Below are 19,927 nucleotides of genomic sequence, written 5' to 3'. Positions count from 1 at the left end.
AAAGAACTGACCCGAAAAATGCGCAGATTTCATCGCTCTCGGTGAAGTCCTGACGGCATAACGATGAATTAAGCTCAGCTTGTTGACCGGAAAGGCAAGAAAATTGTCATCGAATACGAAAGAGTTTGAGGTGGTGGTGTTATCGAATCCTCTGGTCCATGCAGTCTGGGGAGAATGGGATCGACTGGATCTCCCCGAATGCTGGCTGGTTGCCGGCTGTCTGGCGCAGACCGCGTGGAACAAGCGGTTCGGCTTCCCACCCGAATATGCCATTTCCGATCTGGATCTTGTGTACTTCGACGCCGACGACATCTCGGCCGAACGTGAACAACAACACGGCGAGCGCATCCGGATGATGTTTGCGCATCTGCCTGTCTGGATTGACGTAAAAAACGAAGCGCGTGTTCATGTGTGGTACGAGGAGAAATTCGGTTATGGAATTGCTCCCTACCGTTCCATGAAGGAGGCGATCGATACTTTTCCAACGACCGCGACAGCAGTGGGTATTCGTAAGTCAACGGATCTGCCAGAGGTCTACGCACCTTTCGGCCTTGATGACCTCCTCAGCGGAACGGTCAGGGCAAACAGAAGGCAGATCACCCGTGAAATATTCGAGGCAAAAGTTTCAAAGTGGCTCAGCCGCTGGCCAGATCTGACGGTCATTCCATGGGATGAGTGAGAGGTGGCAGGCTGCTTTTTTAACTTTGACCGTCTGTCTGCACGTCACTAAAATTTCCGACCAGCCATTTTACAAACACAGTCGCAGATTTTGGAAGTTCCGAGAAATTTCTGGCGACCAGCCAATAGGCCCCATGGGAGATTGAGAGATTGAACGGCTGAACAAGCGTTCCCGCTTCCAGATCACGCTGCACAAAAAAGTCGTCAAGCAGAGCCACGCCCTCGCCTTGGAGAGCGGCCTGGAGGACGAGGCCACCGTCAGTATAGACAGTTCCTTTTTTGATCGATGTATCAATACCAGCCGCGGCAAACCAGCTCTGCCATAAGTCACGACTTTCCTCATGCAGCAGGGGGAATTGCAGCAATTCCGAAGGGCCGATGCAGGGTGTGCCCATCAGACCTGGCGCGACGACAGGGATCATATTCGATGCCACCAATCGTTGGCTTTCGACCCTGGGCCATGCGGTTTTGTGTGCACTGTGACGAACAGCGAGAACCGCCTGATCCGTCCTGAACTCTGTCAGTCGGGAATCCGCTTCCAACACGACGTCGATATCCGGCTGTTCTTTCCGGAACGCCGAAAGGTTGCGCACCAGCCATGCCGAAGCGAAAGAAGGCTCTGCGCTCACTGTCAGTGTTTCCGAGGTGCTTTGTCCGCCAATAATGTCGAGCAGAGCCGAAACATCGTCGAAAGCCTTCGTCAGAAGCGCGAGCAACACCTCGCCATCAGACGTGAGCGAGACCTGACGGTGACGCCTTTCGAACAATGCCTTTCCTAACCGGCGTTCCAGTTCGCGTACCTGTCGGCTGATCGCCGCCTGTGAGATATGCAGCTCTTCCGCCGCAAGCGTAAAGCTTTGCAAGCGGCCAGCAACCTCAAAACTGCGAAGAGCCGTTAACGGCAGGCGACCACGCTTCATGGATAACCTCAAGTCATTTGAACGAAACGATAAGGTCGTTTGAAGCGGTGACGCAAGTGGCGTCGAATAGCGGTGAAGGAGTTATCGTTATGGTCATTGGTATATTTGACGTAATCTGGGAGACCATTCGCGTCCTGACTTTTCAGTCAAGGGATGAGGAGAAATCCAATCTTGCTGCCAGGTCAAGCGAGGATCGGAGCGCCTAATTCCTGCAAGGATGTGCGGCATCAATTAGATCACCGCTTTTCGAGAAGGCTGAGAAGCTCACGCAAGGAATCCGCTAGCGCCGCAATCTTTTCATCGCCGAGGTCAGCAACGAGTGCATCCTCATGGTTAAGAAGTGCTTCAACGGTTATCTCAACCAGTTCTTTGCCTTGGGATGTAAGTTCGATCCAAACGGCACGCTGATCATTTACTGGCATACCAACGACACCGTCAATTTCGTTTGTGACTGTCCCGCGCAGGCTCATGCTCTTCACCAAACCGGCGGCCTCGGCTCGTGCGACACGCTGGGTAACGGCGCCTTTGCTGACGCGGCATCGAAGAGCGAGTTCGCTCACCCGAAGCCGGTACGGTGGTCCGGAGCGCAGTAAGTTCGCCAGAAGATCGCGGATCGCCGGCTCCATGCCCAGATGCTTCATCGTGTGGCGCCTATCGTCGGAGAGTAGCTTCGCAATGTGCCAAATACGGGTAATCACGCCGATTGACCGGACCGGCAGATCCGGCCGGGCAAGCGCCCATTCTCGTTGGATGATGTCAGCCTCGTCGTTCTGCTCGTATGACGGCGAGTGTCGGGGAGCTTTGTGTTCCGGATGACCGTTTGACATGAGTAATGTTTAGACCTAAATAATATTCATGTCATCAGATTTGTTCGAAGGGCGGGGAAAACATGTCTCGGACTGTGGTGGTTACCGGCGGGGGTTCGGGCATCGGACGTGCATGCGCCGTTCATTTCGCTACCGAAGGAGCAACCGTCGTCATCACAGGAAGACGTGCCGGCCTGCTCTCGGATGTTGCGTCCGAGCTTGGAGCAACGGCCGTGGCTTTTGACGCCTCGGATGCCGATGCGGTCGCGAAAGCTCTTTCCAAACTGCCCGGCAGTATCGATGTTGTGGTCAATTGCGCAGGCGGCAATACCGATCTTTCCCGTTCGGATGCGACACAAGTGGACGCCGCAGAAGGGCCAACCAGCCTATTGACCGACATCGCCAAACGCTGGCGTGCAAATTTTGATTCCAATGTGTTGTCGGCTGTTCTGGTTACGGAAGCTCTGAAGGAGCGCCTTGTCGACAACGCGCGCATCGTTACAATCGGATCGATTGCAGGCCGCACCGGAGGAGGTGGTTCATATGGAGCGGCAAAAGCTGCGATCGAAGCGTGGACCGGTGATATCGCCCGATCACTTGGACCGCGGCGGATTACGGCAAATGTTGTTGCGCCGGGACTAATCGAGAGCACCGAGTTTTTTCATGGCAAGCTTACCGACGAGCGCCGAACATCCCTTATCGAGGCAACATTCACAAAACGGGCTGGCCAAACGGACGATGTCGTGGCGACAGTAGCTTTTCTTGCTTCAATAGGTGCGGGTCACATCACGGGACAAGTCATACCCGTCAATGGTGGCGCCCATCTGGCGCGTTAGCAACTGGATCAACGCAGTGACTACAAAAGCGGGCGTCACTCCGATAGGTTTGAACAGGAGCAGGCTAAAATCCGCGGCAAATCTCATTTCGTGTGTTCATAGCTCGGCTACATTTTCTGCTTTCGACCGAGGCCATCGTCTCGATGATGGCGGTCCACCAAGAGCCGCTTTCCGCCAACATTCCCGCGCGGCAATTGTCGCCCTCACGGGGTGATCATCGCCGGGGAACCCATCAGGGCAGGACATTTCCATGGCCGTGTTTGCCAGTCGACCGCCAAAACTGACGACACTGGTTCTGCTGACCGCGCTCTCGCTTCTTTCGCTCAATATGTTCCTGCCATCCCTGCCTCACATGGCTCAGGATTTCGGAACCGACTATGCTTTGGTCAGCTTTTCGATCGCCGGCTATCTGGCGATCACGGCATTCCTGCAACTGATTATTGGGCCTCTGTCAGACCGTTATGGACGACGGCCAGTAATCTTGGCCAGCTTGGGCATTTTTGTCGTTGCCTCCATAGCTTGCGCGATAGCCTCCGATATATGGATTTTTCTTGCGTTTCGCGTTTTGCAAGGGGCTGTGATTTCCGGCATGGCCCTGTCACGCGCTGTTGTTCGCGATACGGTTGGCGAGCGTGAGGCGGCGAGTATGCTAGGCCATATCAGCATGGCTATGGCCATAGCGCCCATGCTCGGGCCACTGTTTGGTGGTGCGCTCGATGAAATTTTCGGCTGGAGAGCCAATTTCATTGCGTTCGCTGTTCTTGGAAGCGCCATCCTGTCTTTATGTTGGTTCGATCTGGGAGAAACGAACCGAGCACCGACTGGCTCAATCTTGCAGCAGTTCCGAATGTATCCAGAGTTGTTGCGCTCGGGACCGTTCTGGGGGTATGCCCTGTGTGGCATGTTCTCGACCGGAGCATTCTATGCATTTTTGGCGGGCGTGCCACTCGTTGCAACGACACATTTTACGATGTCGCCAGTCGTGCTCGGCCTATGCATCGGAACGATAACGGTCGGGTTCTTCTTTGGCAGCTTTCTCTCAAGCCGCCATGCAAAAAACTATTCCCTGGCAACGATGATGCTGGTTGGCCGCATTGTCGCGTGCGCCGCTCTGCTGCTCGGTATTCTGTCCTTCGCGGCAGGTGCAGAACACGCCGGCTTCTTGTTCGGCTCCACGGCATTCGTTGGGATCGGGAACGGGCTGACCATGCCAAGTGCAACAGCGGGTGCTCTGTCTGTCAAACCTGTCCTCGCTGGCAGCGCGTCCGGGCTTTCGGGTGCATTGACCGTATTCGGTGGTGCGGCTTTGACGACCGCGACGGGAAGCGTTGTTACGGCAGGCGGCGTCCATGCGCTTCTGGGGATTATGCTGTTCTGCTCGGCAGCGGGGTTGGTCTGCGCGTTTTGTGTACCTAAGGCCGCAAATGTATTATCTCTGAAATCATGAATTCAGCGAGGCTTCGCCCATCGGGCCAAGGAACAGGTATACTGTGCGTGAGCTTCAGGAGTTGGCAGCATATCATGAGGCGGGTCATGCCGTCGCGGCATGACCCAAAAGCTTACCATCTATTCCGCTTCCGTCGTGTCGGACCACGCTGAAGCCGGACACGTGATACATGAGGATAGTCTTTATCCCAATGATCTGATGTTCAGTCCCAAGTCGGGCCGCACCCGGCTTGCGGCAGAACGAAATATCCGGGTGGCGTTAGCCGGGGAGATTGCGCAAAGGCTTTTCGATCCTCTAACGGTGGATGATGCACATAGTGCGAGTGATCGCCTCTCTGTGCAAACTCTTCTGACCACCCTCCATGGGGCAGCGCACCCAGACCTGGCAGAGGCTCATTTCCGGTTGCTTGAGATTGAGACGAAGCTCATCGTCAGAAAATACTGGTCTGTAATAGAGGCCGTGGCCTTTGAACTGCTTCAGCAAAAGCATCTGACCGGAGCTCGACTGAACCGGGTTATCCGCGAAGCCGCCTCCCGATGGGGACTTTCGAGAAGTGTTTAGCGCGAAAGGTGCCGGTTCTGTCGCGAGCATCCATGACTTGTTCCGCCGCATGAATTAGTCGCAAATGGGTGTCGCAGGGTCGGGATCTCTGCGACAGCAGGTTCAGCGCCTCTGGCAGAAAGGACAACCATGCCCGCCACAAGAATTGAAACCCGTCGCGGATGGATCGGCAGCCGCCGGCTAGAAATCATTGAAGCGGTCCAACGGGCACTGCTAACCGGTTTGAAAATTCCGGAGGATGATCGGTGCATCAGTCTCTTGGAGTATGAGGCTGATGCGATGATCGTGCCGCCCGGAAAAGGCGAATCCTATTCGGTTATCGAGATCAAGCTTTTCTCGGGTCGATCTCTCGATGCCAAGCGACGATTGTATGCCGCCATTGTGGATGAACTATCGGCATTTGATGTGCCGGCGGGCGACATCAAAATTATGCTGGTCGAAATCGACCCGGAAAATTGGGGGCTTAGGGGATTACCGGCGAGTGAAATCGACCTCGGTTTCAAGATCGATGTGTGATCGTCACGTAACCCCTAGAATCCTTTACTTTCCATCGCTCCAAGTTCACGGAGCAAGCGGAGGCGAAATTGCGAGTTGGTTTTGTCGAGTGGCCGGAAGGGCTTGAGCCGTATAGTTCGGAATGGAGCAAGATCACGAACCGGTTGGTTGATGCCCAGTTGGATATACTGATCACCAACGAACTTCCGTTTGGCCCCTGGATCGCGGGTTGCAAGCTATTTGATCATGAAATAGCCCAAGCCAGTATAGACACCCATGCACGGGGCTTCGACGCTCTCACAGAGCTTGCGATACCCGCCATCGTGTCTTCCCGTCCCGTTTGGACGGAAGGTCGGCTTCTAAATCAGGCCGTTGCTATCGAAAGTGGCCAGGTGCGTGAGATCCACACGAAACAATATTTCCCAGAGGAACCCGGCTGGTATGAAGCGAGCTGGTATAAACCGGGCGGCGATGGTTTCAACTCGGCTGAAGTGTTCGGTCTGCGCATGGGCGTTATGCTATGCACCGACGCGATGTTCAATGAACACGCGCGGCACTATGGCCGACAAGGCACGGCGCTAATTGCAATTCCCCGTGCGGCGGGAACATCGACAGAAAACTGGCTGACCGCCGGCCGGATGGCCGCCATCGTGTCGGGCAGCTATGTCATCAGTTCCAACCGTTGTGGGCGCTCTAAGGACGGCACTGTTTTCGGGGGAGCCGGCTTTGCATTCGGTCCTGATGGGACACTGTTGTCCACCACCGATTCAGCAAATCCGTTGCTCGTTGTCGATGTATGGCCGGAACTCACAGTTCGCCAACGCAGCCAATATCCCTGCTATGTTGTGGAGCCCCGAACTTAACCGGCAAATGCAACCTCCTTTGAGATCGCGGCGACATCAGTCATTATTGTCTTCAGGCGTGGATTGGAGGCTGTTCGCTACTTTTTGCCAACGAAGGCCGCCATCCAGACGCCGGCGATGATGATGGCAGCCCCACCAAGAGCCGTAATCGTCGCTTCCGAGAACGGACGCCTCAGGCTGTCGATCGCAACGCTCGTTAACATTTGTGCGCCAACGACAAAGCTGGTCGTCTTGCCTGCTCCGAGCCGCGGGACTGCGTGACTGTTGAGAGCGACGAAGGCGACGCCCAGAATGCCCCCGAGCCAGGCCTGGATTGGAACTGCCGCCTCCACCGCCATGTCGCTTTGGAACAGCGTAGTAGCGATCAGCGACAGGAAAACGAAGCCGACTGCATGATTCCATAAGGAGGTACGGATGGCTCCGACCTTTCTTCCCAGATGTCCATTGATGGCGCGACTCGTTGCAATCAGGACGCCGTTCAACAATGCGAGGCCGATCAATGTCAGCATTGTTCAGCTCCGCGCCGTGATGATGACGATGCTTCCGATCAGAACCAGCGCAAACCCCGCGGTCTCCCAAAGCTGAGGTTGGCGGCGTTGTAGCCGAAAAAACCCGAAATAATCTGCGATCACGCCGAACGCCATTTGCCCCACCAACAGCAGAGCAAGGGTGCCGGCGAGTCCGAGAGCACTGTTGACCGTGATCGCGGCGAGCAACACGGTGAAGGCTCCCGGCATCCCGCCGAGATAAGACCATAACGGCCAGCGCTGCGGCACGCTTGTGGTCGCCGTCTTTCCTCTTAGCGATAGGATGAAGACGAGAACCATGCTGGTGGCTGCGCCGACGCCGTGCGCCGCCCACGATGCGAAAAGCGGAGAGCTATACCGGGCAAGCTGGCTGTTCCAATCAGTCATGACCGCCAGCACCACACCAGCGATCAGCGCGAGTAAGACGGTCCAGTCGATAGGTCTCTTTTGCATGTGCATTGTGCCGCCTCTTCTGATGCGGCGGACCGGACGTGTACGGTGTTCAATCGCCTTTGCATCCTCGCATGCTTCACAGCGAAGCACGTATGTCCCCACAAATAGAGGCCTTTCATTACTGGCGAAAGCTGCTGACGTTCCGGTCCATGCGGACTATTCTGTCCATACAGGAGCGACACATGGAGAATCTGGGCGGTCTGAAAATATTCGTACGGGTGGCGACCGTCCTCAGTTTCGTGGAAGCTGGCCGCCAACTCGGTCTCTCGGCATCCGCGATCGGAAAGGCTGTTGCCCGGCTTGAAGAGCGTTTGCGTGTGCGGTTGCTTCACCGGACCACCCATGGTGTCAGCCTGACAGCGGAAGGGACGCTATTTCTCGAACGGGCGCGACGCATCCTGTCCGAGATAGACATGGCGACACAGGAATTATCGGTGGCCCGCCAGAACATTCGCGGCCCGATGAAGGTCAGCCTGCCCACATGGGCGATGGGCTTCATGCCGATCTTCCAGCGCTTCATGCAGGTCCATCCCGAAGTGCGGCTGGAACTCGAATTCACCGATCGGCTGGTGGACATCGTGGGGGAAGGCTATGACCTCGCCATCCGAACCGGGGAGGTTCGCGATTCCAGCCTCATGACACGGATCGTGGGACGGTTTCGGCACACCATCATAGCCGCGCCGTCGTATCTCGCGTTACATGGTGTTCCGGCTTCTCCAAAAGATCTTCTCCACCATCATTGTCTGCATAGACGGCACCCTGAGAGCGGATTGATCGACGCCTGGCCACTTGCCATAAATGGCGAAAACATCGACTGGGATTTACCAATCGCAATGATCGCGAACAGTGTGGAGGCCAGGATAGAACTGGCGGAGCAGGGAGCGGGCATCGCCTGCGTGCCGTCGATCGCTGTCAGTCGTCATATCGAGGAAGGGCGCTTGGTATCTCTTCTGGAGAAGGATGTGCAGGACGCCGGAGTCTTTCGGCTTCTATGGCCAGGCGGAACGATCCCCTCTCGCAATGTCAGCGTATTGGTGGACTTCGTTGCTGAGGCGAGTGTGTCGCAGAAATTCTAAAGCTTGCTACGTCGCAGGTTTTCGTTTCAGAAAGGTTTCGCAGGCTGCAGGTATCTTGTCTATCCTACCTGTTGTTGCCGCCTTTGACGAACTGCTGCCAAGGAGCCCAAATATGATCGTCCGAATTTGGCGAACCCGGTTTGATCCGAGTGAGAGGGAAAAGCTCGTTGCCTACGCGAACGATGTTTCCCTTCCCGTTCTGTCCTCGCGTGACGGTGTCAAAGCCGTTCTCTTCTACGCAAAGGATGATGAATGGGTCACCATGACGGTGTGGGATAGCCAAGCCGCTATTGACCGTCTCGGCGATGATCCAGAATATCAGCGTATCGTTGCTGGTATTCTCGATCTTGGCGTGTTGCGAGAGGATCAATCCGTAGAGATTTTCGAGTATGAAGGTGGAGTATCTCTTTTAGCGCCACCGCATAACTCCTAAGCCTTTTTACATTGACGTTAATCCGCAAGCGAACAGAACAAGATGCTGATTGAATTGTGGGCCTTCTCACGGGTTTGAAATGGCCGGCGCGCATCATGGGGGCGTTGTCGTGCGCGTCGTTTCATTCGGTCTTGTTCGGCCGCATTAACGGGAAGCGTTGCGTATACCGCGACTCGATACGGAACCAGCGGACAGGCTTCGATTCCGATCAGCGTGATCTTTCTCGGGCTTAGAAGGAACGATTGTCTGAAGACGGTTCCGCCATTCTTATCAAGACTGCAGGTCGCTGCTTTTTTCACGCCGAACTCCAGGGCCGATGAGCCGTTTCATTGCCGGGTTCTCCTTCTTTTCTTTCGAACCAAACACGACGGTAGCAGACGTCCGGGGTCCAATTATCCGATCTGACGTAAGGGCTGGCGGCGGCGGACATTCGCCCGGAAAAGCCCCGCTTCCACGAGGCCGAACCGATGGCCTGTTCAGTTGGCGGCGCGGCGGCGTGACCAGATCAGCGCCAGCTCCTCGGTCTTCGCCCCGAACCTGCCTGCATGGAGACGATCGGAGCGGGCAAGCTCGGATCATCCAGCTTCACCAAGAGGTAGGCATCGCCTAGCCCCGGCAGACGTCTCCTTCCACGCCGCACCGAACACGGCGGTTCATAAGGGCGAATGACTGGCGAAAGGAGTGGGCGTTCCGGTTGCCGACCTCGATATCGGCGGGGAACATCACAGATACGACGTTGAGGTTAAGGGACTTGTGCGGGGCGCTGGTAAAGCCGTTGTCGGTGCTCGATGAGAAAGCGCTGAACAAGCGCAGCCATAATGAATTTCCTTTCTCCTTCCGACCAAACAGCACCCAACGCGAACTCGATTGATCAGGTCTGACCGAAGACCGGCGACGCAAAGCGCCGCCTCGATCTCAATCCCGCAACGTCCGCCGCCCGCTTTTTTCCGCCACCGTCCTGAAGGCCGGCTTTGCAGCGCGAAGCAAAAAAGCGTGCGCCGGCCGCCCTCCACTTCATTCCGGCCCATGAAGGGTGCGGGCCGATCGTCCCCGGTCAATCGACCATCATCGAGATCGCGATGGGCGCGGTCCGATCAACAGAAGGAAATTCAAGATGGCTACGATCGGCACTTTCTCCCGCACCGAAAACGGCTTCTCCGGCGCCGTGAAAACCCTCAACCTCAACGTCAAGTCGGTAAAGTTCTTGCCCGTCGAGGGCGAAAACGAAAACGGCCCCGACTTCCGCGTGCTCGCCGGAACCACCGAATTCGGAGCGGCTTGGAAGAAGCAGTCCGACAAGGGCAATTCCTACCTCTCGGTGAAGCTGGACGATCCGAGCTTCCCCGCTCCGATCTATGCGAGCCTGGTCGAAACGGAGACCGAGGAACTGGCGCTGATCTGGTCGCGCCGCCGCGCCGCCAACTGAACAGGCAATCGGCTGGGCCCCGCGAAAGCGGGGCTTTGCCATGCTCATGCACGCCGCCATCAGAGAATACGGAGCGCTGCGCGCGCTCTGTCATGATCGGCTGCGGCCTGAGACTTGCCGATCAAAGGGGAAGCCAAGGGAAACTTTTCCCCTTTCTCCCCTCAAACGCCGCCTGCGCAGTGGCAGGCCCGCCGGTTCGCAGAACGGCCGCCTAATGCTTCCGATCCTCTGCATTCCGTCACGCTCACGCTAGCAGGCCGGCCATGCTCGCCGGCATTTGCCCCCTCCCATCCCCGCGCGCTCGCGCGCCCCCGGAAGGCATGTCGAGGGACATGCCTTCGGCATCAACGGGAAAGGAGCAAGGACCATGAACTATCATCTCGCCACGCGGTTCGGCCGCAACAGCCACCAGATCAGCGGCCGCGAAGCCCTCGACAATGAAGCCCTATATCGGCACGTTCCATCCGTCTTCGCCCGCGAAGCGCATGACAGCCGCTCGGAGCGTTACGTTTACGTCCCCACCATCGACATCGTGGAGGGGTTGCGCCGGGAAGGATGGTTCCCGTTCTTCGCCGTGCAGGCGGTTCCCCGCGACGGCGATCGCATGGGCCATGCCAAGCACATGCTGCGCCTGCGCCGCGATGACGGCATTGGCAAGCCGGAGGCGGCGGAGGTCATCATCGTCAATTCGCATGACGGAACCAGCAGTTACCAGATGTTTGCCGGGATGCTGCGTTTCGTCTGCACCAACAGCCTTGTTGCGGGTGAGCGGTTCGAGGAAGTCCGCGTCCCGCACAAGGGCAACATCCAGCATGATATCATCGAAGGCGTTTACACCGTCGCCGAAGATTTCCCGCGCCTTATTGACGCCAGCGAGACCATGAAGGAAATCACGCTGTCGGCGGACGAGCGCCGCGTTCTGGCGGAGGCAAGCCTTGTCGCTCGCTATGGCGAGGAAGAAAGCCCGATCCGCCCTGACCAGATCATCCAGCCGCGCCGCCGCGAGGATGCCGGTAACAGCCTCTGGACGTCCTTCAATCAAATTCAGGAGCACTTGACGAAAGGCGGCCTGCCCGGACGGCGGCGCAATGCCGAAGGCCGCATCCGGCGCAGTCAGACCCGCGCTGTCAATGGCATCGACCAGAGCGTCACCCTTAACCGTGCGCTCTGGACGCTGGCCGAAGGCATGCAGCGCCTCAAGACCCATTGATTGCGAGCGACATGGAGCCCGGAAACCCTGCTCCATGTCTTTCTTACGAAGGCATGCACGGCTGGGAATCTCCGCCGATCCGTGACACGGATCGGCGGCGCGGCCATGTCCGAAACATGACCGCTGCTCCCCGGACTGCGTCCGGCTCGCAAGATCACTGCGCCAACCGGCCCCCTTCCAAACTTATCTCGCCGATGAAGTCGTGGATCGGCAAGCGACACTGTTCGACGGCCGAGATTGCGAAAGCGCACCGCGGTATTAGATGAACCATCAGATTTGGTGAAAGTGCTTGAACATGGAAGAACCCAGTCCGGCCTTTTCGGCCGACCGGGCCTTGATATGCAGCAGGAAACCGGGACCGACGCGAAAATCGACGACGAGTTGGTCGCCGGGGCCGGCCTTCGCGACCGCGGCGCGCGCGACTTTGCGAAATCCTGCAGGGCTTCCATCAAAGCTTTTACGCCATTCGCCTGGTCCGTGCTATTCTCGTAAATCGGAATGCTGGCGGATGCGATTGTCATGCCCTCTTGTGCCATGTGAGGATTCGCGACGTAAGTATTCACTGCGAAGCTTGAAGCAGCATGCCAGCCGGAGTTTGCTCTGCGACGTCTTCGACAGGGTTTAGAGGGAACTCTACCGCAACAATTCGCTCGGATCGATGCCAAGGGCATCGGCAATCTGTCCGAGCACGGTGACACTGGCGGAGACCTTTCCACGCTCGATCGAGCCGACATAGCGCATACTCAAGTTGGTACGCTCCGCCAGTTGCTCTTGCGTCAGGTTCTTCTCATGGCGAATGCGACGCAGATTGACCGCCATAGCCTCTTTCAAATCCATACCTGATGGGAAGCAGAGCGGAAACTATCATTCTAGGAATGATCGTTCCTATTCATCGCCCGATGCGTTAATATGCATGCAAAGACGTGCTCTAATCCTCGCAATCGATACAACGTTACGTTTCTATGGCATTTCCTACCGGTTATTCAGGGGGAACAAGCGTGCAAAAGCCGGAACTTGATCCAGATGTAGCGGATATAGCGCCCGATTCGCATATCCTCACCGGTTACGACGAGGCCCACCTCGTCACCTATCTGCGCCTGCTCGACGCGGCGGAAGAGGATGCAGATTGGCGGGAAGTCGCCCGCATCGTGCTGCACATCGATCCCGAAACCGAGCCTGAACGAGCGCAACGCGCATGGGAAAGTCATATGACGCGGGCAAGATGGATGGTTTCCAATGGCTACCGGCATCTGCTACGTGGCGGCGCACCGAACTAGATCAATCAACTGACGGTTTTGCCAATCTGATATCACCGGTTTGCGTTATCGGTATCTGGCGCGAGGCAAACTTCGTTTCGATACTTCCGACCTTGTTCACTGTTCCATGGTTGTAAGGAGTCCGGAATGTCCGAATACGACTGGAGAAATCCCGCTGCCTATGCCTACATGAACGAATACGATGCGGAAGGATTTGGCTACGAATATCTGCGCCGGAATGAATATTTCTACAAGGAATACATGACAGCTTCCGAAGACGGCGAAGTGAACGACGCTGTGGCTTCGAAGTGGGGGATTCGATTTCGCTCCCAAAAACGACCTTCACATGGAACCGGCGCTGTGGACCCCCGCCGCCTTTCCCCGCGTGCTTCAGCTGCTTCTGACGACGAGGAACCCACGCTGGTCGAGCAAGTCAATACCACTTTCACGCCTGTCAGGGGCCGATTGCCGCGCCACCGGCGATGACCTCTATGTTCTGTGGAAACCGGACAGGCATCCACACCGGCTGATCGTTGCCGATGGTCGCCGGGATGGATATTTCAATGCGGTTCTCCTGCCATTGGACGAGTCTTTCGAGACCCGGCTTCATGCGGCGGGGCGTTTCTGGCGACAGTTGAACGGCCGGCCGCCTGGTCCCGATTACGGCACATTCCCGCCGCGCAGCCGGCAACTCGCCATTCTTACCTTGCGGATATTCGATGGTCGCAAGGCCGGTGCGTCCTATCGGGAAATCGCCAATGCGTTGCTTGCGAAAGAACCGATCGAGCCGAGAGACTGGCGCGACCATCCCCTGAAACATCGCATTCGCGAATTGCTGCGCAAGGCCGACCGCATGATCTACCACGGCGGCTATCACGATCTCCTGTTCTATCCGCACCGGCGAGGGAAACGCCACTAAAGAAGGACGGGCAGGGGGTAGGAAAACACTACCCCCTGTTTTTTGACATCCCTTCGGCGTCGGCAATTCCGGCACCGTCCGTTTTGTAGGTCCCAATAGGTCGGGACCGCATCAAAACGAGACGGAGCCGACATATGACCGACAACAAGATCATTGACCCGAAAAACCCACCGCAACGTTTCCTCACCACCAAGGAAGCCGCCTTTATCGTGGGCATCTGCAAGCGGACACTGGAAAAGCACCGCACCTACGGCACCGGCCCGAAATACCGCAAGGTCGGCGGTCGCATCCTCTACGATATAGATGACCTGCGCGCATGGACCGAGATCGGCGCGCGCGTGTCCACCACCGATCCCATTGACGACTTCATCCGGCCTGCAAAGCGGCACGCCGCTCTTGCTCCGCGCTATGCGGACAAGAACTGACATGGCCGGAGCGGCAAGGATGCGAAACTCTCCGGTCATCTCACAGCAACTCGAACTGTTTCGGCCGAGCGGCGGTGATATCGCCACCCGCGACGCGCAAGATCTCATGGCATGGCCATTCTTCTCACTGGCCAAATCCCGTCGCGTGACGCCGATCGATTTCCACATGGGCGGCGTTTCGATCCGCGTCGAAGCCACCGCCGAACATGGAATGGCGACGATCTGGGATGCGGATATATTGATATGGGCGGCCTCGCAGATCGTTGAGGCGCGCGACAAGGGTTTGCGGACATCGCGCTTCATGTCCGCCACGCCTTACGAAATCCTCTCCTTTATCGGACGCACCGATTCCGGACTGAACTACGGGCGGCTGAAAGCGGCGCTCGACCGGCTGCAATCCACCACTATCGTCACGTCGATACGCCAGTCGGTTGAGCGCAGGCGGCATCGCTTCTCGTGGATCGCCGAATGGAAGGAACATCTGGACGCGGCCGGTCGGCCGCTCGGCGTCGAACTCATCCTGGCGGACTGGTTCTATGCTGGCGTGATCGACAACGCCCTGATCCTCACCATCGACCGGGCCTATTTTGAGCTGACCGGCGGCCTCGAGCGCTGGCTTTATCGTCTCGTGCGCAAGCATGGCGGCCGCCAGACATGGGGCTGGAGCTTCGATCTCGCACACCTGCATCTGAAGTCTGGCTCGCTCTCGCCGCTCAAGCATTTCGCCTACGATCTGCGCGCCATCGTCCAGCGTCAGCCACTTCCCGGCTACCGGCTGGAGCTTGTCACCGACCCGGACGGCCGTATCCGACTGACCTTCCAGCCATTGCCAACCGATCCAATGAAAGCCGCGCTGCGCCTGCCGCGCCGTTCGATCAGATTGTGAGCAGCCTGTGGACAGACCCGTACTATCGAGGACCGCAAGGCCCGTACTATCAGGGACCGGAAACCCGCCCTATCGGGGACCAAAACCGGGTTTAACCACGTGGATTTGTTCAGCAATCCGCGCCCCTAACATTGCTAACTCAGAATCCTTCGGATTCTTCCTAACGCAACCCGCCAAAAAACGCGTTGTGGAAGGGCTGATTATCCCAAATTCGTGGATCCGGGTTCCTTTAATCGTGGAACGGCCTTCCGTCCGGCTTCCGAGTGAAGGCAACACGAGGGGGACACTTGCGGCGCTTGTTGCCGGGAGGGTAGCTCGATGAAGGGCGGCACTTCCTCTCCTCGCACGCTGGTCCATCTGACATGGCGCGAGAAACGCATCGAGCAGCGCATACACTTCGGCCGGATCGCAGAAGCGCAGCACATCGACCGCCATCGTTGCGTCGTCGGCTTCGATCCCGGCGCGATCTTCGCCTTCGTCAGATGGGCCGCGAACGATTACGGCACGGTCGTTTCCCGCATCGACATTCTGCGCGCTGTCGCATCCGGTGAGAGCTACCAGACCGTGCCGCTGGTCAATCCCGGCGGCGAAATCCTGCTGCGCATCCACGGCTGGCCAAAGGTCGAGGCGGTGCTGAATGCGGTCGATCGCGTCGAGGCGCTCGGCATCGATCCGGCCGACGTCGCGCCGGATCACTGGCGGCACATCCACAACCGTCTCATCGTCAACGAGCCGTTCGGCACCTACACCCGCCAGCAGCACCGCGCCTGGCTGATGCGCCGCGAGATTTCCGCACCACAGGGAGACAGGCCATGACGCGCTTCGCATGGGTGATGGTGACGTATTTCTCCGTGCTCGCCACCACGGCTTCCATCTTCATCGACCCGGACAAGAAACTGATCTGGAACGCATCGGCCAGCGTGCCGGTCGGCCTCTACCGGATCGTGTCGCTCAATGTGTCAGAGGGCGACCAGCTCGACGTCACCGATCTGGCCGTGGTCATGCCGCCCGACGATCTGGCCGGCTTTCTCGACGAGCGCGGCTATCTGCCGAAAGGTCTGCCGCTCCTCAAGCGCGTACTGGCGCTTGCTGGAACCGAAGTCTGCCGCGACGGAGCGCAGATCACCGTCTACGGCATGACCTACGGACAGGCCCGCGAGCGCGACAGCCAGGGCCGTCCGCTGCCCATCTGGCAGGGCTGCCGGACGCTTCGCGCCGGCGAAGCCTTCTTGATGAACTGGGACGCGCCCGACAGCTTTGACGGCCGGTATTTCGGACCGCTTCCCCTCGCAACCGTTGTCGGCCGGGCGGTCCCCGTCTGGACCGCCGACGATCCAGATCCGGTCGCGGACAGCTTCCGCGAGCCGGTTTCCGACGAGCCGTGAACGGCTCGCTTCTCCAACCGAATGAGGTTTACCGCTATGGCCCAGATAGGCACCTTCACTCGCAACAACGACGGCTTTTTCGGCCGCATCCGCACGCTCACCCTCGACGCCGAAGTGACCATTCTTCCCATCGATGAGACGGACGCCGAGAACGCACCGAACCATCGCATCTTCGCCGATGGCCTCGAAGTCGGCGCGGCATGGGACCGAACCGGCGAGCGCGCCGGCGCGTATCTCTCCGTCACCATCGACGATCCTTCCTTCATCGAACCGATCCGCGCCCGCATGTTCGAGTCCGACACGAAAAAGGACACATGGAATCTTCACTGGACGCGCAAGACGCGGCGCGACGAACAGGCATGACCCTCATGCGCTGCCTTCGTTCCTATCGACTGTCAGGCTCACTCCCTTTGATCGATCAAGCGCCGATCACTCCCCTCGACCCGATCGCCCACCGGGCGGCCGTCGCGCGCAGCGGCGGTCAAGGGCGACGGCCTGTTTTCCGGAGAACGGACACGTCTCGCGACGATGCCCGTCCGGAAAATGTTGGCCGGCGGCGAAGCCTTGCCCTTGACCAGAGTGAGCACGATGGCAGGCTGATGGGCAATCGGGACGGCGGACTATGCGCCGCCGTTGCTGCGATCATGGCGCTGCTGATCGCAGGCACCATGATCGTCACGCTGCCATGCGCGGCAATGGCCGATTCGTTGTCGTCGGCACGCACAGAGACCGCCGCCACATCGTCCGAACCGTGGGCCGATCATATCACGGAAGCGGCGAAGCGTTTCGCCATTCCCGAACGCTGGATACGTGCTGTCATGCAGACCGAAAGCGATCATGATCCACACGCCATCTCGCCCAAAGGCGCGATAGGCCTGATGCAGATCATGCCCGCCACTTGGGCGGAACTGCGCGCCAGGTATGGTCTTGGTGACGATCCTTATGATCCCCGCGACAATATTTTGGCGGGCAGCGCCTATCTCGCGGAATTGCACGATCTCTATGGTTCCCCTGGTTTTCTCGCCGCCTACAATGCCGGTCCCGGCCGCTACAAAAATCATCTTGTCACCGGCGATCCTCTGCCCGCCGAAACTGTCGCCTACATGGCGAAGATCGTACCGCAGATCGACGCGGACGCCGCCGTTGCGTACCGCACGGCAGATCGTCCGGCGCGCTCCGAATGGTCCGTCGCGCCGCTCTTCGTTGCTCGTGCGACTGTCGAAATCGCCGACGATCCTCCGTCCGGCCGATCGTCCAATACCGGCACGATCACCGACTTGTCGGCGCTCGCACCGCCGTCCGATGGCCTGTTCGTGCGCGGGTCAGAAGGGCAGGAGGCACGACCATGAATTTTGCCATTCAGGGCATGGCGAGGCAGATAGGTTAGCGGGGAAGGGAAGGCAGGATAAAGGCGGCAGGGTGCTGGCGGTTGGGTGGTGGATTTTCTCATGTTTTCAATTGCTTATTTCCCCACTTGCAGGGTGTTGTCCGCTTGGCACCCTTCTGCATCTCGCAACTATCTGTTTTTACGCAATTCTTGCAGGGTTTGAGGATGTAAATGGCCAAGGATGATGATTTTCGGGTACGTCCGGGGCGTATACGCTCTCGCAGCAGCCAGCGGGCCAAACCTTTCATCGCACAGGTGCTCGCGGCATCCCATCGCGCCGGAGGACCGTCACCGCGACGTTCGACCACGACATCCACATCCGACGGCCCGCGCCGAAGTGTGGGCCGGGGCAGGGCAGCGACCTTGGCCGCCAACCGTTTTCTCAACAATCGTTCTCGTGGCGTCGTCATCAAGGCCCGCGTTGTGCGCAATACGAAAGGCGTCCGCTCCCTGGCTGGTCACGTCGCCTATCTTCGCCGTGAGGGCGTTAGCAAGGACGGTGAGGCCGGTCGGCTGTTCGATGCCGATCATGACGATGCGAATGGCCGCGACTTCGCCGAGCGTTGCGGCGATGACCGGCATCATTTCCGCTTCATCGTCTCTCCCGATGATGCGATAGAGCTGGGAGACCTCAAGACCTTTGCCCGCGATCTAATGACGGACATGGAGCGTGATCTTGGCACCAGGCTCGATTGGGTTGGCGTCGATCATTGGAACACCGAGCATCCCCACCTACATATCCTCGTATGCGGCGTGGCCGACGATGGAGAAAATCTGGTTATCGACCGCGACTATATTCGTGAAGGCATGCGCAGCCGCGCTCGGGATATTCTCACCCAGGAACTTGGCCCGCGCACCGATCTTGACATTCGCCGCACCATGGAACGGCAGATCGACACTGAACGCTGGACGCAGCTCGACCGGGCGCTTGTCCGGCAAGGAGTTCTGGAGAACGGTGTCATAGATTTGCGACCCGATCCCGACCACCGGCCGGATGAGTATCATACGCTGAAGGTTGGCCGTCTCCGCAAGTTGGAAAAGCTCGGCCTTGCCCATCCGGCCGGCGAGGGGCAATGGATCATCGATGATAAGGCGGAAGCGGCCTTGCGCGAGCTGGGCGAGCGCGGCGACGTCATCAAGCGCATCCACCGCGGATTGACCGAAAGCGGGATCGAACGGGCGGCGGCAGACTATTCTCTGGCCGGGGAGGGGATCGAAAAGATTATCGGCCGGCTGGTTGCGCGTGGGCTGGATGATGAGCTTTCCGGTTCTGCCTATGCCGTGATCGACGGCGTTGACGGCCGCACTCATCATGTCCGCTTGCCCGATCTCGACGCGGCTGGTGACAGCGCCCCCGGTTCCATTGTCGAACTGCGCTCCTATGAGGACCGCAGCGGCCGCTGTCGCATGGTGCTGGCCGTTCGCTCCGACTTGCCGATAGAAAGCCAGATACATGCCGATGGTGCAACGTGGCTTGATCGCCAACTTGTCGGCAATGCCGCCACCGAACTGGCTGACGGTGGTTTCGGGGGCGAGGTCAAGGCCGCGCTGGAGACTCGCGCCGAACGTCTCGTTGAGGAGGGGCTGGCCAGCCGTGACGATGAAGGTGTTACCTTCCGGCGCAAACTTCTTGCGACCTTAAGCCGGAAAGAACTCGAACGTGTCGCCGGAAACCTTTCCGCCGATACCGGCCTGTCATGGCAGAGGACCGAGGCGGGCGAGCATGTTTCGGGCATCTACCGGCAACGTGTGACGCTGGCCTCCGGCCGCTTTGCCATGATCGATGATGGCTTGGGTTTCCAGCTCGTACCGTGGACACCTTCGGTCGAACCGCATTTGGGCCGTCAGGTCAACGGCATTGCCCAAAATGGTGGCGGTGTTGATTGGTCCTTCGGGCGCAAGAGGGGGATCGGTTTGTGAACCGGGAACATATGGGCT

General features: G+C 58.3%; 25 protein-coding genes. 20 read left to right on the top strand and 5 right to left on the bottom strand.

Annotated features, from left to right (window positions below):
• Window positions 1-103: 103 nt before the first annotated feature.
• Entirely contained in the window at window positions 104-679 is a 576-nt protein-coding gene (locus tag ACFFP0_RS08655) for a nucleotidyltransferase family protein (protein WP_377259069.1), read from the top strand.
• A 19-nt stretch (window positions 680-698) separates the two neighbouring features.
• Here the strand turns inward: ACFFP0_RS08655 and ACFFP0_RS08650 are convergent, their stop codons facing one another.
• Complete coding sequence (locus ACFFP0_RS08650; protein ID WP_377259066.1) at window positions 699-1,598, bottom strand: LysR substrate-binding domain-containing protein; 900 nt, start codon at window positions 1,596-1,598, stop codon at window positions 699-701.
• 236 nt (window positions 1,599-1,834) lie between these two features.
• Window positions 1,835-2,239 (bottom strand): MarR family winged helix-turn-helix transcriptional regulator, encoded by a 405-nt coding sequence (locus tag ACFFP0_RS08645; protein ID WP_377259063.1) that lies wholly within the window; start codon window positions 2,237-2,239, stop codon window positions 1,835-1,837.
• Between the two features lie 248 nt (window positions 2,240-2,487).
• Here ACFFP0_RS08645 and ACFFP0_RS08640 point away from each other — a divergent pair, with 248 nt between their 5' ends.
• The 5 genes from ACFFP0_RS08640 (at window position 2,488) to ACFFP0_RS08620 (ending at window position 6,606) form a co-directional block, all read left to right on the top strand.
• Complete coding sequence (locus ACFFP0_RS08640; protein WP_377259060.1) at window positions 2,488-3,240, top strand: SDR family NAD(P)-dependent oxidoreductase; 753 nt, start codon at window positions 2,488-2,490, stop codon at window positions 3,238-3,240.
• 250 nt (window positions 3,241-3,490) lie between these two features.
• The gene (locus ACFFP0_RS08635; protein WP_377259057.1) at window positions 3,491-4,687 is read left to right on the top strand and encodes a multidrug effflux MFS transporter; all 1,197 of its coding nucleotides are present in this window, start codon (window positions 3,491-3,493) and stop codon (window positions 4,685-4,687) included.
• Between the two features lie 99 nt (window positions 4,688-4,786).
• A complete protein-coding gene (locus ACFFP0_RS08630; protein ID WP_377259054.1) occupies window positions 4,787-5,248 on the top strand; it encodes a hypothetical protein in 462 nt (153 codons plus the stop codon).
• 129 nt (window positions 5,249-5,377) lie between these two features.
• Window positions 5,378-5,764, top strand: coding sequence for a tautomerase family protein (locus ACFFP0_RS08625; protein WP_377259051.1), 387 nt, complete (start codon window positions 5,378-5,380; stop codon window positions 5,762-5,764).
• Window positions 5,765-5,832: 68 nt separating this feature from the next.
• Window positions 5,833-6,606, top strand: a complete 774-nt coding sequence (locus ACFFP0_RS08620; protein ID WP_377259048.1) for a carbon-nitrogen hydrolase family protein — start codon at window positions 5,833-5,835, stop codon at window positions 6,604-6,606.
• Window positions 6,607-6,683: 77 nt separating this feature from the next.
• On the opposite strand, the gene ACFFP0_RS08615 is transcribed toward ACFFP0_RS08620, so the two are convergent.
• Both ACFFP0_RS08615 and ACFFP0_RS08610 read right to left on the bottom strand, forming a co-directional pair.
• Window positions 6,684-7,115 carry a DMT family transporter gene (locus tag ACFFP0_RS08615; protein ID WP_377259045.1) on the bottom strand — a complete coding sequence of 144 codons (432 nt, stop codon included), beginning with the start codon at window positions 7,113-7,115 and terminating at the stop codon, window positions 6,684-6,686.
• Window positions 7,116-7,118: 3 nt separating this feature from the next.
• Window positions 7,119-7,592, bottom strand: coding sequence for a DMT family transporter (locus ACFFP0_RS08610; RefSeq protein ID WP_377259042.1), 474 nt, complete (start codon window positions 7,590-7,592; stop codon window positions 7,119-7,121).
• A 176-nt stretch (window positions 7,593-7,768) separates the two neighbouring features.
• Here ACFFP0_RS08610 and ACFFP0_RS08605 point away from each other — a divergent pair, with 176 nt between their 5' ends.
• The 4 genes from ACFFP0_RS08605 (at window position 7,769) to ACFFP0_RS08590 (ending at window position 11,731) form a co-directional block, all read left to right on the top strand.
• Window positions 7,769-8,662, top strand: a complete 894-nt coding sequence (locus ACFFP0_RS08605; protein WP_377259039.1) for a LysR substrate-binding domain-containing protein — start codon at window positions 7,769-7,771, stop codon at window positions 8,660-8,662.
• A 112-nt stretch (window positions 8,663-8,774) separates the two neighbouring features.
• Complete coding sequence (locus ACFFP0_RS08600; RefSeq protein WP_377259036.1) at window positions 8,775-9,095, top strand: hypothetical protein; 321 nt, start codon at window positions 8,775-8,777, stop codon at window positions 9,093-9,095.
• Between the two features lie 1,114 nt (window positions 9,096-10,209).
• Window positions 10,210-10,521 carry a DUF736 domain-containing protein gene (locus ACFFP0_RS08595; protein WP_220319068.1) on the top strand — a complete coding sequence of 104 codons (312 nt, stop codon included), beginning with the start codon at window positions 10,210-10,212 and terminating at the stop codon, window positions 10,519-10,521.
• Between the two features lie 367 nt (window positions 10,522-10,888).
• Window positions 10,889-11,731 carry a DUF932 domain-containing protein gene (locus ACFFP0_RS08590; RefSeq protein WP_377259033.1) on the top strand — a complete coding sequence of 281 codons (843 nt, stop codon included), beginning with the start codon at window positions 10,889-10,891 and terminating at the stop codon, window positions 11,729-11,731.
• A gap of 633 nt (window positions 11,732-12,364) precedes the next feature.
• Here the strand turns inward: ACFFP0_RS08590 and ACFFP0_RS08585 are convergent.
• Window positions 12,365-12,568, bottom strand: coding sequence for a helix-turn-helix domain-containing protein (locus ACFFP0_RS08585; RefSeq protein ID WP_377259030.1), 204 nt, complete (start codon window positions 12,566-12,568; stop codon window positions 12,365-12,367).
• 161 nt (window positions 12,569-12,729) lie between these two features.
• Here ACFFP0_RS08585 and ACFFP0_RS08580 point away from each other — a divergent pair, with 161 nt between their 5' ends.
• The 10 genes from ACFFP0_RS08580 (at window position 12,730) to ACFFP0_RS08535 (ending at window position 19,909) form a co-directional block, all read left to right on the top strand.
• A complete protein-coding gene (locus ACFFP0_RS08580; RefSeq protein WP_269312982.1) occupies window positions 12,730-13,008 on the top strand; it encodes a DNA -binding domain-containing protein in 279 nt (92 codons plus the stop codon).
• Between the two features lie 126 nt (window positions 13,009-13,134).
• On the top strand, window positions 13,135-13,473 hold the full coding sequence (locus ACFFP0_RS08575; RefSeq protein WP_377259027.1) for a transcriptional regulator domain-containing protein: 339 nt from the start codon (window positions 13,135-13,137) through the stop codon (window positions 13,471-13,473).
• 94 nt (window positions 13,474-13,567) lie between these two features.
• On the top strand, window positions 13,568-13,906 hold the full coding sequence (locus ACFFP0_RS08570) for a DUF2285 domain-containing protein (protein WP_377259024.1): 339 nt from the start codon (window positions 13,568-13,570) through the stop codon (window positions 13,904-13,906).
• A gap of 134 nt (window positions 13,907-14,040) precedes the next feature.
• Window positions 14,041-14,331: a helix-turn-helix transcriptional regulator gene (locus ACFFP0_RS08565; protein WP_377259021.1), complete on the top strand. Its 291-nt coding sequence runs from the start codon at window positions 14,041-14,043 to the stop codon at window positions 14,329-14,331.
• A 19-nt stretch (window positions 14,332-14,350) separates the two neighbouring features.
• Window positions 14,351-15,217: a replication initiator protein A gene (locus ACFFP0_RS08560; protein WP_377259018.1), complete on the top strand. Its 867-nt coding sequence runs from the start codon at window positions 14,351-14,353 to the stop codon at window positions 15,215-15,217.
• Between the two features lie 318 nt (window positions 15,218-15,535).
• Window positions 15,536-16,033 (top strand): DUF2840 domain-containing protein, encoded by a 498-nt coding sequence (locus ACFFP0_RS08555; protein ID WP_377259015.1) that lies wholly within the window; start codon window positions 15,536-15,538, stop codon window positions 16,031-16,033.
• Window positions 16,030-16,602, top strand: a complete 573-nt coding sequence (locus ACFFP0_RS08550) for a S26 family signal peptidase (RefSeq protein WP_377259012.1) — start codon at window positions 16,030-16,032, stop codon at window positions 16,600-16,602. The genes ACFFP0_RS08555 and ACFFP0_RS08550 overlap by 4 nt, the downstream gene beginning before the upstream one ends.
• A gap of 36 nt (window positions 16,603-16,638) precedes the next feature.
• Window positions 16,639-16,965 (top strand): DUF736 domain-containing protein, encoded by a 327-nt coding sequence (locus ACFFP0_RS08545; RefSeq protein ID WP_377259009.1) that lies wholly within the window; start codon window positions 16,639-16,641, stop codon window positions 16,963-16,965.
• The gene (locus ACFFP0_RS08540; protein WP_377259006.1) at window positions 16,917-17,951 is read left to right on the top strand and encodes a lytic transglycosylase domain-containing protein; all 1,035 of its coding nucleotides are present in this window, start codon (window positions 16,917-16,919) and stop codon (window positions 17,949-17,951) included. Before ACFFP0_RS08545 ends, ACFFP0_RS08540 begins: the two co-directional genes overlap by 49 nt.
• A 209-nt stretch (window positions 17,952-18,160) precedes the next feature.
• Window positions 18,161-19,909 (top strand): relaxase/mobilization nuclease domain-containing protein, encoded by a 1,749-nt coding sequence (locus tag ACFFP0_RS08535; RefSeq protein ID WP_377259003.1) that lies wholly within the window; start codon window positions 18,161-18,163, stop codon window positions 19,907-19,909.
• Window positions 19,910-19,927 lie beyond the last annotated feature (18 nt).

The organism is Neorhizobium puerariae (genome assembly GCF_042429745.1).
Lineage (GTDB): Bacteria > Pseudomonadota > Alphaproteobacteria > Rhizobiales > Rhizobiaceae > Neorhizobium > Neorhizobium puerariae.
The sequence above is the reverse complement of the archived record's forward strand: the minus strand, read 5'-3'. Positions and strand labels throughout refer to the sequence as shown.